Origin of the sequence: Streptomyces sp. NPDC087300, from assembly GCF_044744425.1 — a bacterium.
Classification (GTDB): Bacteria; Actinomycetota; Actinomycetes; order Streptomycetales; family Streptomycetaceae; genus Streptomyces.
Window position 1 is genome coordinate 965405 of the sequence record NZ_JBIUYI010000004.1, and the last position, 13690, is coordinate 979094.

The window sequence follows — 13690 nt, forward strand, 5'->3', positions numbered from 1 at the left end:
TTCGTCATGGCCAGGAGTTCCGCAGCAGCCGCACACCGGCACAGCGCCGTCGGCCCTGTTTCCTCACTGACCGGCCCGGCGAGCGATGTCCACCCCGTCCTGCGCCGCGCGACCGCCCCGCCCGCCGCCCTCGAACTGCTCGCCCAGGCCCGCGCGGGAATCGAAGAGGCCGCCCGCCTGGACACGTCGAACGAGCGCTATGCCACCGCCCACCTCGCCGCCCTGCGCACCGCGGCCGCCGTGCTCGCCGCCCGCGGCAGGCCGGAGACCACCCCACGCCGCAGGCAGCGCATCCGAAGCGCCTGGGAAGTGCTCCCCGAGATAGCACCCGAACTGACCGAGTGGAGCGCCCTGTTCGCCTCGGGGGCCGCCCGCAGGGCCCGCGCGGAGGCGGGCATCCAGGGCGCGGCCACCGTCCGCGACGCCGACGACCTGCTCCGTGACGTCGCGATGTTCCTGCGCATCGTCGAGCGGATGCTGGTGCTGCAGCCCGTGCTGCCCCAGCCCAGGCAGGAGCCGCCGGACGTGGGCTGACCGGCGCGTCCGCGGTGCGGGACGGTGGCCGGGGCACCGGGTGGCAGGCAATAGGGTGGGGGCAACCGAATCCCACGCGCCGAGGAGTCAACTGCCGTGTCGGACCCGATGCGCCCGCCCGCCGCCCACCACAGCCCGCAAGCGGCGTCGCAGCGCTCCGACCCCCCTCGTCCGCGCGCCTCGCTGCGTACCGCCGTGGTCTGGGACGTCCTGAAGGACGCCCTCGACCGCCGGGTCAAGGTCACCGGCCGGGAGTCCCGCACCGAGCTCGACGTGCTCGACACCGGCGGCGGCAGCGGCAACTTCGCGGTGCCGGTCGCCCTCCTCGGGCACCGCGTCACCGTCGTCGACCCCAGCCCGAACGCCCTGTTCGCACTGGAGCGCAGGGCTGCCGAGGCCGGCGTCGCCGATCGCGTACGCGGCGTGCAGGGCGACATCCTCGGCCTCTTCGACGTCGTGGAGCGGGGCGGCTTCGACGCCGTCCTGTGCCACGGCGTCCTGGAGTACGTGGACGACCCGGCCGAGGGCGTCCGCCTCGCCGTCGACGCGCTGCGCCCCTCCGGCGTGCTCAGCCTGCTCGGCGCGGGCCTCGGCGGCGCCGTGCTCGCCCGTGCCCTGGCCGGGCACTTCAAGGAGGCCAAGACCGCCCTCGGCGACCCGGCGGGACGCTGGGGCGACGGCGACCCCGTGCCCCGGCGCTTCACCGCCGACCAGCTCACCGAGCTCGTCGAGGCGGCGGGCGTGCGGGTCGACGCGGTGCACGGCGTGCGGGTCTTCGCCGACCTGGTCCCCGGCGTCCTCGTGGACACCGAGCCGGGTGCCATGGAGGCCCTCCTCGCGCTGGAGGCCGCGGCCGCCGAGCTGCCCGCGTTCCACTCCGTGGCCACCCAGCTGCATGTGCTCGGTGAGGCACGGGAGTCCGCCGGGGCGTGAGGTGCACACGCGGCTGACCCGCTGATCAGCGACGCAGCCGCACATGGAGTACGCCACAGGCACCCCGAACGGGCTACCGGCGCCGTATGATCGAGGGACACCGTCCTGCATGACGGTTCGGCCGCTGGGGAATGCACGCTTCAGCGAGCCGGAGCGGTGTGGAGGTCCGGTTTGGCGAAGTTGGCGCAGAGGGGCGGGTTTCACGGGGGCGATTCCCTGCCTATCCTGAAGGGGACCCCCGGTCGCCCCGGCGACTGCACGATGAGGAGGACTCCGTGCCGCTCTCGGAGCACGAGCAGCGCATGCTCGAGCAAATGGAGCGAGCGCTGTACGCCGAAGATCCCAAGTTCGCGACAGCGCTTGAGGGAAGCGGGCTGCGTACGTACACCCGGAAGCGGGTCTACCAAGCGGTCGCGGGCTTCCTGGTGGGCATTGCCCTTCTCATGGCCGGAATGGTCGCCCAGCAGATCTGGATCAGCGTGGTGGGATTCCTCGTCATGCTGGGCTGCGCGGTGCTCGCCGTCACCGGTTGGCGCAAGGCGCCGAAGCCGGGTGAACAGCCTTCGGGCGCGGCCGCCGCGCAGGGTGGGGCACAGCCCCGTCGGCAGACCAGGCAGCGCCGCTCCGTGATGGACCGGATAGAGCAGCGCTGGCAGCGCCGCCGAGACGAACAGGGTGGCCAGTGAGTTCGGCGCTCGGGCGCTGAGCTGACGGACCCGACAGACAGGTGAGGGGTGACCGCCCACGGGCGGTCACCCCTCACACATGTCTTCGCATCCGGTCCCAGGAGCCTTCGCGTCTGGTCCCACATGTCTTCGCGTCCGGTCCCGCGGACACCCTCCGTACGGATGTCCCCCTCAGCCGTCGGCGCCGGTCCCGGTCGGGACCGGCGCCTCGGACGGCCTCAGCCCTGCTGCTCCGGCTGCGCCCGCCGCGAAGGAACGCGCTTCAGGAGCGCCGCCCACCACGCGGAGAACCGCTCCCCGCAGCGCGTGCTGAACGCCGCCCAGCGGTCCGACGCCGCCCACACCACCCGAGCGGCCGAACGCGGCGCGAGCGTCGCCCGCAGCCTGGTGGCGCGGCCCACCGAGGCCCGCAGCCCGTCGCGTACCCGTCGTACGTCCTCGGAGAGGCCCGCCGTGGGCTGCGGCCGTGGCGCGTAGAGGACCTGCTCCACCGCGGCCGCCACCCGGTGCACGGCCTCGGCGGGGCCGCCGGACAGCTGCCCGATGCGGACGACCCGTGCCGCGGCCTTCCGGGGCGTCTGTGACTCGTCCGGCTCAATGCCGTGGTCCCAGGCGGTGTCGATCACCTCCAGCCAGGCGGCCAGCGTCCGCGCGGCCGAATCCGCCTCCGTACGTCCGGTCGCCCCCAGGCGCACGGCCCGCAGCCTGGTCCGCCACAGCAGCGGCAGGAAGGGCACGGCGAGGAGTACCAGGGCCGCGAGCCCCACCCCCACGATCATCGCGAGCGGCGGTCCGCCGTTGCCCGAACCGGCCGCGACCTGCGGGGCCGCGCTGGAGCAGCCGCCCTGCTTGCGCAGCTCGGGCGGGCAGCTGTCGGACGCAGAAGGGGCCGTGGAGGGCTCGTTCGATGCGGACGGCTCGGGGGTGTCCGGGTCGCTCGCGCCGCCGGACGGCACGTCCGAGCGGGTGTAGTCGGGCACCGAGCCACGCGTCGGCGTCGGCTCGAAGCGGGTCCAGCCCACGCCCTCGAAGTACAGCTCGGGCCAGGCGTGCGCGTCCCGCAGGCCCACCGACATCGTGCCGTTGGCCTGCGCGGAGCCGGGCGTGAAGCCCACCGCGACCCGGGCCGGTATCCCCAGCGTCCGCGCCATCGACGCCATCGCGAACGAGAAGTGGACGCAGAAGCCCTCCTTCTGCTCCAGGAAGCGGCCGATCGCGGCGGGACCGCTGCCCGCCCGCACCTGGGTGTTGTACGTGAACCCGCCGTCCGAGGCGAAGTAGTCCTGGAGCTTGACCGCCTGCTCGTACGGATTGGCGGCGCCCTTGGTGACCTTGCGGGCCGTCTGCTCGACCACCTCGGGCAGCGAGTCGGGCACCTTGGTGAACTCGCGGGCCAGCTCCGAAGGGGGAGCGGGCGCGTTCGCCAGCTGCTCGGCCGTGGGCTCCACGATCAGGCTCTTGACCTTGTACTGCGCGCCACGGGTGGTCTGGCCCCGGTCACCGACCAGGGCACGGCCCTCCGGCTCGAAGCGCCAGCGGCCGTCGATCTCCACCTGGCTGGCGGGGAACGGCATCGGCAGCCAGTTCTGCGCGTAGTCCTCGGCCGCCGAGATGTTCGTCTGGACCTCGGTCCTGCGCACGTCGGGGTTCAGGCCCCGGGGGTCGGGAAGCGGCGAAGGGACGTCCTCGATGCGCCGGACGGTCGTCTTCCAGGTCGTCCCGTCGAACTGGTCGAGCGAGACGATCCGCAGATACATCTCGTCGGTCTGCTCGGCGTTGGTGCGGTACGAGAGGACCTCGCGGTCCTCCGGCTGGTTCAGGCTGTCCTGGAGCGCGACCAGCGGATTGACGGCGGAGATCGTGCCCCCACCGCCCCGGCCGCCGGCCCCCGCGCCGTCCGTGCCGTCCAGGAGACCGCCGTCCAGGGCGGGCAGCCCCAGCGGCACCACCAGGGCGATGCCCAGGGCGACGGCGCCGATGCGCCGGCCCGTGCGGACCGGCGCGATCGCTCCCGTATTGCTCTCCAGACCGCCGGAGACCCGGCCGGGCGCGCGGGCCGCGCCGCCGAACACGCGGCCCCACTGGGAGAGCCGGTCGCGGCCCTCGGCCAGCAGGAGCAGCAGATAGCCGGCGGACGCGAGCAGGAACCAGAGCCATCCGGCGCCGTCTCCGGAGAGACCGGCCGCGACCGAGTACAGCGCGAGCAGTGGGAGTCCGGCGGGAGCCGCCGTACGGAAGGTCACCGCGAGGGCGTCCACCGCGAGGCCGATCACCAGGACGCCGCCGACCAGCATCAGCCGGATGCCGTCGCTGAGCGGCGCCGGGATCGCGTACCGCCCGACGTCCTCGCCGCCCGCCTGGAGGAGCACGCCGAACCGCTGGAAGACCTCCGGCCCCGGCAGCACCCCCGCGATCGCCTGCTCGCGGGCGAAGACCAGCGTGAGCAGCAGCAGCGTCACCAGGGCCTGCACGGCCACGGTGACCGGCCTGGCCAGCGGGATCCGCCGGGCGAGTGCGCCCACCGAGCTCTGGAGCGCGAGGAGGATCACCGCCTGCATGTACCACGTCGCGGGATCGACGAGCGGCAGCAGCGCGCTCGATGCCATCAGCGTGGCCGCGGTGGCGCACAGCGCGAGTCGCGTGCGTCCACTCATGACGGTCCCCCCACTGTCGTCGTTCTCTCCCGCACCGGCGCGGAGTCCGTGTACGAGACCGTCATGCCCAGCCCCCGGTGGTGGTGCCGGTCGTGGGGGCCGGGCCCGCGCTGGTGCGCGCGTGGTCCGCCTGGCGCCACAGCTCCCCGAAGCCCGCTCCCGGCGGCACCAGCAGGGCGGTCCAGCCCGCCTCGCGCAGCATCCGCACGCGCGCGTCGCCCGCGCCGGACGTCAGGCCGCCGGGCCCTTGCGCCCAGCTCTCGGCGTCCAGGACGAAGGCGACCGCCGAGCCGCTGCGCTGCCGCATCTTGGCGACCACCGCGGCCTGTTCCTCGTCGAGGTCGCCGAGGAAGGCGACAAGGAGGCCCTCGTTCCCGCCGCGCAGCACGTCGTACGCCCGGGAGAGCCCGGCGCCGTCCGAGTGGTCGATCACCGCGAGGGTGTCCATCATCAGCCCGGCCGCGTCCGCCGACTCCTGGCTGGCGCCCGCGAAGCCGTCCGAGCCCTCGCCCGGCACGGAGGTGCCCGTGTCGGTCAACAGGCGCACCGAGAAGCCCCGTTCGAGCATGTGCACCAGGGCGGACGCGGTGCCCGAGACCGCCCATTCGAAGGCCGAGTCGGGGCCCGCGCCGCGGAAGCCGACGCCCCGGGTGTCCAGGAGCACCGTGCAGCGGGCCCGCTGCGGCTGCTCCTCGCGGCGCACCATCAGCTCGCCGTAGCGCGCGGTGGAGCGCCAGTGCACCCGGCGCAGATCGTCGCCGTGCCGGTAGCCGCGCGGGATGACGTCGTCCTCGCCGGCCAGCGCGAGGGAGCGGTTGCGCCCGTCGCCGTACCCCTTGGCCTCACCCGTCAGACGCACCGGAGGCAGTGCCTCCACGCGCGGGATGACCGTCAGGGTGTCGTACGTCGAGAAGGAGCGCGTCAGTTCGCACATCCCGAAGGGGTCCGTCAGACGCAGCTGCAAGGGGCCGAGCGGATAGCGTCCGCGCAGGTCGGAGCGGACGCGGTAGGACACCTCGCGGCGGCCGCCCGCCTCGACCCTGTCCAGCACGAACCGGGGCCGCGGCCCCAGCACGTAGGGCACCCGGTCCTGGAGCATGAGCAGCCCGGTGGGCAGCCGCGAGACGTTGTCCATGCGCAGATGGACGCGGGCCTCCGACCCCGCGGGCACGCGCGCGGGGGAGAGCCTCCGGCTGCCCGCGACCCGGTAGCGGGTGCGGAAGAGCACGAGGGCGCAGACCAGCGGAAGCACGGCGAGCAGCAGCCCGACGCGCAGCAGATCGCTCTGGCCGAGGACATAGGCACAGACGGCGGCGGCGATGCCGGCCGCGAGGAAGGAACGTCCGCGGGTGGTCAGGCCCGCGAGGGCCGTGCGCAGTCCGCCCTTCTCCTCGTCGGTGGCGGCTGCCGGCCTCCCCCCGGCCGTCATCACAGACCCCGGGCGCCGGGCGGCTGCTGTCCGAAGTAGCCGTTGTTGGACTGCACGGCGGCGGGCACCGGGGTGCGCTGCAGGATCTCCAGGACGACCGATTCGGCCGTACGCCGGTTCAACTGCGCCTGTGCGGTGGGCAGCAGGCGGTGGGCGAGGACGGCGACGGCGAGTGCCTGCACGTCGTCGGGCAGGGCGAACTCGCGGCCGCTGAGCGCGGCGGAGGCCTTGGCAGCACGCAGCAGGTGCAGCGTGGCGCGCGGGGAGGCCCCGAGTCTCAGCTCCGGGTGGTTGCGGGTCGCGGCGACCAGGTCCACCGCGTACCGCCGTACGGAGTCGGCGACGTGGACCGTGCGGACCGCGTCGATGAGCTTCACGATGTCGTGGGCGTGCGCCACCGGCTGGAGGTCGTCGAGGGGCGAGACGCCGCCGTGCACGTCCAGCATCTGCAATTCGGCCTCGGGGCTGGGATAGCCGATCGAGACCCGCGCCATGAAGCGGTCGCGCTGCGCCTCGGGCAGCGGATAGGTCCCCTCCATCTCGACGGGGTTCTGCGTGGCCACCACCATGAAGGGACTGGGCAGTTCGTACGTCTGCCCGTCGATGGTGACCTGGCGCTCCTCCATGGACTCCAGGAGCGCGGACTGCGTCTTCGGAGACGCGCGGTTGATCTCGTCGCCGATCACGATCTGGGCGAAGATCGCGCCGGGCTTGAACTCGAAGTCCCTGCGCTGCTGGTCGAAGATCGACACACCGGTGATGTCCGAAGGCAGCAGGTCCGGCGTGAACTGGATACGCCGGACCGAGCAGTCGATGGACCGCGCGAGCGCCTTGGCCAGCATGGTCTTGCCGACGCCCGGCACGTCTTCGATCAGCAGGTGCCCCTCGGCGAGCAGCACGGTCAGCGAAAGCCGTACGACCTCTGGCTTGCCCTCGATCACACCCTCCACCGACGCACGCACACGCTCCGCGGTCGCGGTCAGATCTGTGAGGCTCGCTCGATCGTCATAGGTCGTCACCCGGCCCTCCTCGGCCCTTCCCCAAGCTCTTAAGGAGCAGGGGATACCCCATTCCGGGCCGACGCTCACGCGCATGGCCCGGTCCACCCCGAATTACCGGCACCTCGCGTGTGGTTCCGCGTGATGCCACCCCCGCATTGTTGTTGGGCATGGCGGGTTGTGTCACTCGCCTGTGGATAACTGGCGCCGATTTGTCGGGTCTTACGACGGTTTGTCAGTCACGCAGGGTCGATCTCCCGCAGCAGGCCGGTCGTCACGTCGAACACGAAGCCGCGGATGTCGTCGTTGTGCAGCAGGAACGGCGAGGTCCGCACGCGCTGCATCGACTGCCGTACGTCCTGGTCGACGTCGCGGAAGGACTCCACCGCCCACGTCGGACGCTGCCCGACCTCGTTCTCCAGGTCCTGCCGGAACTCCTCGGTGAGGGACTCCAGGCCGCAGCCGGTGTGGTGGATGAGGACGACGCTGCGGGTGCCGAGCGCGCGCTGGCTGATGGTCAGCGAGCGGATCACGTCGTCGGTGACCACGCCGCCCGCGTTGCGGATGGTGTGGCAGTCGCCCAGTTCGAGGCCGAGCGCGGCGTGCAGGTCGAGGCGGGCGTCCATGCAGGCGACCACGGCGACGTGCAGGACGGGCCTGGCGTCCATGCCGGGATCGGTGAATCCGGCGGCGTACCTCTCGTTCGCCTCGACCAGGCGGTCGGTGACCGAACCGACGACTATGTCGCCGATCGGCTCTGCGGGGGAGTTGCCCGAAGGGGATGCGGAAGTCGACATGGTGATGACGTTAATGCGCGCTGATCGACGAGGCCCGCTGTGAGAAGGGACAAAGAACGTCAAAGACTCTTGTTGTGAGGTAACCCACAGGCGTCCCGCGAATACGCCCGAACGGGTGACTTCGCGGGATTCCCCCTCCGTTCCGACCCCCGTCCTGACCCGCGCGGCGACGCGCAGGCCGGTTGATTGACCGGGAGACACGGTGGACTAAAGTGACGCGAAGCGGGAGGCGTGACCAGCTCCCTGCTGGACTGAACATCACGGAGATTCCCCGGAATCCCCCCACGTGCGCGGCGCGTACGTACGGCTCGGCCTCCTCCCGCTCCCGGTCGGCTGACGCCACTTCCCCGGCGCCAGCGGTCCATTCCCCTTCTACGGAGCGGGCGGGGACCCGGCGGTGCGTGCGAACGCCGCGCCGGACCTGAGAGGGCCCCTTGAGCGACAACAGCCGACATGTTCCGGTGATGCTCCAGCGCTGCCTGGACATGTTGGCCCCCGCGCTCGCCGAGCCCGGAGCGGTCGTCGTCGACTGCACCCTCGGCCTCGGCGGCCACAGCGAGGCCCTCCTCGCCACCTTCCCCGCGGCCCGCCTCATCGCCCTGGACCGCGACAAGGAAGCGCTGCGCCTGTCCGGCGAGCGCCTCGCGCAGTACGGCGACCGGGCCACCCTGGTGCACGCGGTCTACGACGAACTCCCCGACGTACTGGAGCGCCTCGGCGTCCCGCGCGTGCAGGGCGTCCTCTTCGACCTCGGCGTCTCCTCCATGCAACTGGACGAGGCGGACCGGGGGTTCGCGTACGCCCAGGACGCGCCCCTGGACATGCGCATGGACCAGACGACGGGCATCAGCGCGGCCGAGGTCCTCAACACCTATGCCCCGGGCGAACTGGTGCGGATCCTGCGCGCGTACGGCGAGGAGAAGCAGGCCAAGCGCATCGTGAGCGCCGTCGTGCGCGAGCGCGAGAAGGAGCCGTTCAGTAACAGCGCGCGCCTCGTCGAGCTCATCCGCGACTCCCTGCCGCAGGCCGCCAAGCGCACCGGGGGCAATCCCTCCAAGCGCACCTTCCAGGCGCTGCGCATCGAGGTCAACGGCGAGCTGAGCGTCCTGGAGCGGGCCATCCCCGCGGCCGTGAAGTCGCTCGCCGTCGGCGGCCGGATCGCCGTCCTGTCCTACCACTCGCTCGAGGACCGGCTCGTCAAGCAGGTGCTCACGGCCGGCGCCGCCACCACGGCGCCGCCCGGACTGCCCGTCGTGCCCGAGCGTTACCAGCCGCGCCTCAAGCTCCTGACCCGAGGCGCCGAACTTCCCACCGAGGAAGAGGTCGCGGAGAACCGCCGGGCGGCTCCCGCGCGACTGCGGGGCGCCCAGCGCGTCCGCGAAGACGTCGGGTGAGCTCACCGCCGCGATCAGGCGCCACGAGCAGGGTCCGCTGACAGAGTCCGCGAGGAGGCTCCATGAGCAAGAAGCCCGAGCTGCGGGGGAGGGCCGCCCGCCTCGCGCGGCTGCTGCCCCAGGGGCCGAGCCAGGCCGCGCGCACCCCCTTCGTGCTCCTTGTCGTCCTGCTCCTCGGCGGCGGTCTGATCACGCTCCTCATCCTGAACTCCTCGCTCAACGAAGGCTCGTTCCAGCTGAGCGAGCTCAAGAAGGAGACGAAGGACCTCACCGAGGAGGAGCAGGAGCTCCAGCGCGACGTGGACGGCTACGCCGAACCGGACGCCCTGCAACGCCGCGCCCGCGAGCTCGGCATGGTCCCGGGCGGCGACCCGGCCTTCCTCGACCCCGACGGAACCGTGCGCGGCATCCCCGGCGCCGCCGCCCTGCCCTCCGTGCTGCACCGGCCCGAGCCGCGCCCGCAGGAGGTGGCCTCCCCGGCCGCCTCGGTCTCGGTGCCGCCCGCCCCGCCGGTCTCCCCGGCCCCGCCCGCGCCCCGCGCCACCCCGTCGGCGGCCGCGCCCCGGCCCGCCGCGCCACCGCCCACCCCCGAGCAGGCCACGCAGTCCGGCCCCACGACGACATCCGGCAGGTGACCAAGTGACGGACCGTCAACCTCCGCGGCGCAAGGTGCCCGGACCCGCGCGGCCCGCGCGCCCCGGCGCCCCGCGGCGCCCGGGACAGGGCGGCTCCCGCTCCGCCGCCCGCCGCCCCGCGTCGGCCAAGGCCCGCACGATCCGCCTCGGCAGCCCGCGGCCCCGCCTGCGCATGGTCAGCCTCGGCCTGACCCTGGTGATGCTGGCCTTCGTCGTACGGCTGCTCCAGGTCCAGGCCGTCGACGCGAACGCGTACGCGGCCAAGGCCGAGAAGAACCGCTACTTCACGCACACCCTGGCCGCCGAGCGCGGCCGCATCACCGACCGCGGCGGCGTCGAGCTGGCCGCCAGCGTGGACGCGTACGACATCACGGCCGACCCCACGCTCTTCACGCCGAAGGAGATGAAGATCAAGGACGCGCCCGAACAGGCGGCCGCGCTCCTCGCTCCCATCCTCGGCAAGGACGCCGCCGAGATCACCAAGAAGCTGAAGACCCCCGAGACGCGCTACGTGCTGCTCGCCCGCCGCCAGAACCCGCAGGTCTGGAAGCAGATCAAGGACCTGCGCGGCGCGCTCGCCGAGAAGGCCTCCACCGACCCGAAATCGCCGAACGTGCTGGCCGGCGTCCTCGCCGACCCGAGCAGCAAGCGGGTCTACCCCAACCACGACCTGGCCGCCGGAATACTGGGCTGGGTCAACGCCGACGGCAAGGGCGCGGGCGGCCTCGAACAGCAGCTCAACAAGCAGCTCGCGGGCGAGGACGGCAAGATCAAGTACGCCCAGTCGGGCGGCCGGCAGGTGCCGACCGCGGGCACCACGGAGACACCGGCCGTGCCCGGCTCCGACGTCGAGCTCACCATCGACCGCGACATCCAGTGGGCCGCGCAGGACGCCATCACCGAGCAGGTGAAGAAGTCCAAGGCCGACCGCGGCTACGTGATGGTCCAGGACACCCGGACCGGCGAGGTCCTCGCGATGGCGAACGCCCCCGGTTTTGATCCGAACGACCTCTCCCAGGCCAACGGCGCCGCCCTGGGCAACGCGGCGCTCCAGGACGCCTACGAGCCGGGCTCCACCTCCAAGGTCATGTCGATGGCCGCCGTCATCGAGGAGAACGCGGCCACGCCCGGCACCCATGTCACCGTGCCCAACCGGCTGCACCGCGGCGACCGGCTCTTCCAGGACGACATCGACCACCCCACCTGGCACCTGACGCTCAACGGAGTGCTCGCCAAGTCCAGCAACATCGGCACGATCCTCGCCACCGGCGAGATGGGCAGGACGCAGCGGGAGTCCAACGAGATCCTCTACTCCTACCTGCGCAAGTTCGGCATCGGCAAGGAGACGGGACTCGACTTCCCCGGCGAGACCCCCGGCATCCTCGCGCCCGCCCAGAAGTGGTCCACCTCGCAGCAGTTCACGATCCCGTTCGGCCAGGGCCTGTCGATCAACGCCATGCAGGCCACCTCGGTCTACCAGACCATCGCCAACGGCGGCGTACGCATCGAGCCCACGCTCGTCCGCGGCACCAAGGGGCCCGACGGCCGCTTCACGCCCGCGCCCAAGCCGAAGAAGACCCGGATCGTGAGCGACAAGACGGCGAGCACGGTCTCCAAGATGCTGGAGTCCGTCGTCGACGACGTGGAGGGCACCGGAAACTCCGCCCGCATCCCCGGCTACCGGGTCGCGGGCAAGACGGGTACGGCCAACCGGGTCGATCCGGTGACCGGCCGCTACAAGGGCTACACCTCGTCGTTCGCCGGCTTCGCGCCCGCGGACAAGCCGCGCATCGCCGTCTACTGCGCCATCCAGAACGCCACCAAGGGCAGCTACTTCGGCGGCGAGATCTGCGGCCCCATCTACAAGAAGGTCATGCAGTTCTCCCTGAAGACCCTCCAGGAGCCGCCCACAGGAAAGGGTCCGGCCCGCTTCCCCGTCACCTTCAAACCGGGTGACTGACCAGGAACCGCTCGTGACAACGATCACCCCGGGGCCGGGGAACCGCCCCTCGCCACACCGCCCGCTTCGCCCCGAGAGGGGTGCGCCCGGTACGCTCACCGCCGTGCCACACGCTGATCAGTCCCAAACCACCCAGAAGGGCGTTCCCGTGACATACCCGGGGCCGCCGCGGCCGGTCCAGGTCTCCCCGACCTCACTGACGGAGCTCGCAGGCCAGCTGGGCGTCGCCGTCGAAGGCGATGCGGAGATCACCGGCATCACGCACGACTCCCGCGCGGTCCGCCCCGGTGACGTCTACGCCGCACTGCCCGGCGCGCGGATGCACGGTGCCGACTTCGTCGCCCAGGCCGCCGACCTCGGCGCCGGAGCGATCCTCACCGACCCGACCGGCGCCGAGCGCGCCGCGGCGACCGGCCTGCCGGTGCTCGTCGTCGACGACCCGCGCGGCAGCATGGGCGAGCTGGCGGCGACGGTCTACGGCCACCCCGGCCGCGACCTGCTCCAGATCGGCATCACGGGGACGTCGGGCAAGACCACGACGGCGTACCTCGTCGAGGGCGGCCTCAAGGGTCTGCGCGCGACCGGCCTGATCGGCACGGTCGAGATGCGCATCGGCGACGAGCGCATCAAGTCGGAGCGCACGACCCCCGAAGCCACCGACCTCCAGGCGCTGTTCGCGGTGATGCGCGAGCGCGGCGTCGAGGCGGTCGCCATGGAGGTCTCCAGCCACGCCCTGGTGCTCGGGCGGGTGGACGGCTGCGTCTTCGACGTCGCCGTCTTCAACAACCTGAGCCCGGAGCACATGGAGTTCCACTCCGGCATGGAGGACTACTTCCAGGCCAAGGCGCAGCTGTTCACCAAGCTGCGCTCCCGGGTCGGCGTGGTCAACTTCGACGACGAGTACGGCCGCAGGCTCATCACCGAGTCCGAGGTCCCCGTCACCACCTTCTCCGCCGAGGGCCACCCGGACGCCGACTGGCGTGCCGAGGACGTCGAGGTCGGACCGCTCGACTCGACCTTCGTCGCGGTCGGCCCCAAGGGCGAGCGGATCACCGCCAAGTCGCCGCTCGCGGGCCCCTTCAACGTCGCCAACACGCTCGCCGCGATCGTCTCGCTGGCCGTCGCGGGGATCGACCCGCAGCAGGCCGCCGACGGCGTCGCCGCGGTGCCCGGCGTGCCCGGCCGCCTGGAGCGCATCGACGCGGGCCAGCCCTACCTCGCGGTCGTCGACTACGCCCACAAGACGGACGCCGTCGAATCGGTCCTGCGCGCGCTGCGCAAGGTCACCGAGGGCAAGCTGCACATCGTGCTCGGCTGCGGCGGCGACCGGGACAAGACCAAGCGGATGCCGATGGGCGCGGCCGCGGCCCGCCTCTCCGACACCGCCGTACTGACCTCCGACAACCCCCGCGGTGAGGACCCCCTCGCGATCCTCGCCACGATGCTCGCGGGCGCCGCCGAGGTGCCGGCCCACGAGCGTGCCGAGGTCGCCGTGTTCGAGGACCGGGCCGCCGCCATCCGCGCGGCCGTCGCCCACGCGGGACCGGGCGACACCGTCCTGGTCGCGGGCAAGGGCCACGAGCAGGGACAGGACATCGCCGGGGTGGTGCGTCCGTTCGACGACCGCCAGGTGCTTCGCGAAGCTATCCAGCAAACCCAGGGATGAAGTT

General features: G+C 72.4%; 11 protein-coding genes. 7 read left to right on the forward strand and 4 right to left on the reverse strand.

What is annotated here, in order from left to right; genetic code table 11:
• The first annotated feature begins 6 nt into the window (after positions 1 to 6).
• From ACIO9J_RS20085 to ACIO9J_RS20095, 3 genes are all read left to right on the forward strand, one after another.
• Complete coding sequence (locus tag ACIO9J_RS20085) at positions 7 to 534, forward strand: SAV_6107 family HEPN domain-containing protein (protein ID WP_402000842.1); 528 nt, start codon at positions 7 to 9, stop codon at positions 532 to 534.
• 96 nt (positions 535 to 630) lie between these two features.
• Positions 631 to 1467 (forward strand): class I SAM-dependent methyltransferase, encoded by an 837-nt coding sequence (locus ACIO9J_RS20090; RefSeq protein WP_402000845.1) that lies wholly within the window; start codon positions 631 to 633, stop codon positions 1465 to 1467.
• 275 nt (positions 1468 to 1742) lie between these two features.
• On the forward strand, positions 1743 to 2153 hold the full coding sequence (locus tag ACIO9J_RS20095) for a DUF3040 domain-containing protein (protein WP_055548871.1): 411 nt from the start codon (positions 1743 to 1745) through the stop codon (positions 2151 to 2153).
• A gap of 218 nt (positions 2154 to 2371) precedes the next feature.
• Here the strand turns inward: ACIO9J_RS20095 and ACIO9J_RS20100 are convergent, their stop codons facing one another.
• The 4 genes from ACIO9J_RS20100 to ACIO9J_RS20115 all read right to left on the reverse strand — a co-directional run bounded on the left by ACIO9J_RS20100 (position 2372) and on the right by ACIO9J_RS20115 (position 8031).
• Positions 2372 to 4807: a DUF3488 and DUF4129 domain-containing transglutaminase family protein gene (locus ACIO9J_RS20100; RefSeq protein WP_402000848.1), complete on the reverse strand. Its 2436-nt coding sequence runs from the start codon at positions 4805 to 4807 to the stop codon at positions 2372 to 2374.
• A gap of 61 nt (positions 4808 to 4868) precedes the next feature.
• Positions 4869 to 6236: a DUF58 domain-containing protein gene (locus ACIO9J_RS20105; RefSeq protein WP_402000851.1), complete on the reverse strand. Its 1368-nt coding sequence runs from the start codon at positions 6234 to 6236 to the stop codon at positions 4869 to 4871.
• Positions 6236 to 7255, reverse strand: coding sequence for an AAA family ATPase (locus ACIO9J_RS20110; RefSeq protein ID WP_402000854.1), 1020 nt, complete (start codon positions 7253 to 7255; stop codon positions 6236 to 6238). Before ACIO9J_RS20110 ends, ACIO9J_RS20105 begins: the two co-directional genes overlap by 1 nt.
• 218 nt (positions 7256 to 7473) lie before the next feature.
• Positions 7474 to 8031 carry a beta-class carbonic anhydrase gene (locus ACIO9J_RS20115; protein ID WP_402000857.1) on the reverse strand — a complete coding sequence of 186 codons (558 nt, stop codon included), beginning with the start codon at positions 8029 to 8031 and terminating at the stop codon, positions 7474 to 7476.
• A gap of 434 nt (positions 8032 to 8465) precedes the next feature.
• Between ACIO9J_RS20115 and rsmH the strand changes: the two genes are divergently transcribed.
• The 4 genes from rsmH to ACIO9J_RS20135 all read left to right on the forward strand — a co-directional run bounded on the left by rsmH (position 8466) and on the right by ACIO9J_RS20135 (position 13686).
• The gene (gene rsmH, locus ACIO9J_RS20120; protein WP_402000860.1) at positions 8466 to 9425 is read left to right on the forward strand and encodes a 16S rRNA (cytosine(1402)-N(4))-methyltransferase RsmH; all 960 of its coding nucleotides are present in this window, start codon (positions 8466 to 8468) and stop codon (positions 9423 to 9425) included.
• A gap of 62 nt (positions 9426 to 9487) precedes the next feature.
• Positions 9488 to 10060, forward strand: a complete 573-nt coding sequence (locus ACIO9J_RS20125; protein WP_402000863.1) for a septum formation initiator family protein — start codon at positions 9488 to 9490, stop codon at positions 10058 to 10060.
• A 4-nt stretch (positions 10061 to 10064) separates the two neighbouring features.
• Positions 10065 to 12020 (forward strand): peptidoglycan D,D-transpeptidase FtsI family protein, encoded by a 1956-nt coding sequence (locus ACIO9J_RS20130; protein WP_402000866.1) that lies wholly within the window; start codon positions 10065 to 10067, stop codon positions 12018 to 12020.
• A gap of 13 nt (positions 12021 to 12033) precedes the next feature.
• Positions 12034 to 13686, forward strand: coding sequence for a UDP-N-acetylmuramoyl-L-alanyl-D-glutamate--2,6-diaminopimelate ligase (locus ACIO9J_RS20135; protein WP_402000869.1), 1653 nt, complete (start codon positions 12034 to 12036; stop codon positions 13684 to 13686).
• The last annotated feature ends 4 nt before the right edge of the window (positions 13687 to 13690 follow it).

What these genes read in the sequence shown, in the direction of transcription:
- ACIO9J_RS20115 (WP_402000857.1), bottom strand. Translation starts at nt 8,031, where the DNA reads ATGTCGACTTCCGCATCCCCTTCGGGCAACTCCCCCGCAGAGCCGATC.
- ACIO9J_RS20125 (WP_402000863.1), top strand. Translation starts at nt 9,488, where the DNA reads ATGAGCAAGAAGCCCGAGCTGCGGGGGAGGGCCGCCCGCCTCGCGCGG.
- ACIO9J_RS20100 (WP_402000848.1), bottom strand. Translation starts at nt 4,807, where the DNA reads ATGAGTGGACGCACGCGACTCGCGCTGTGCGCCACCGCGGCCACGCTG.
- ACIO9J_RS20105 (WP_402000851.1), bottom strand. Translation starts at nt 6,236, where the DNA reads ATGACGGCCGGGGGGAGGCCGGCAGCCGCCACCGACGAGGAGAAGGGC.
- ACIO9J_RS20085 (WP_402000842.1), top strand. Translation starts at nt 7, where the DNA reads ATGGCCAGGAGTTCCGCAGCAGCCGCACACCGGCACAGCGCCGTCGGC.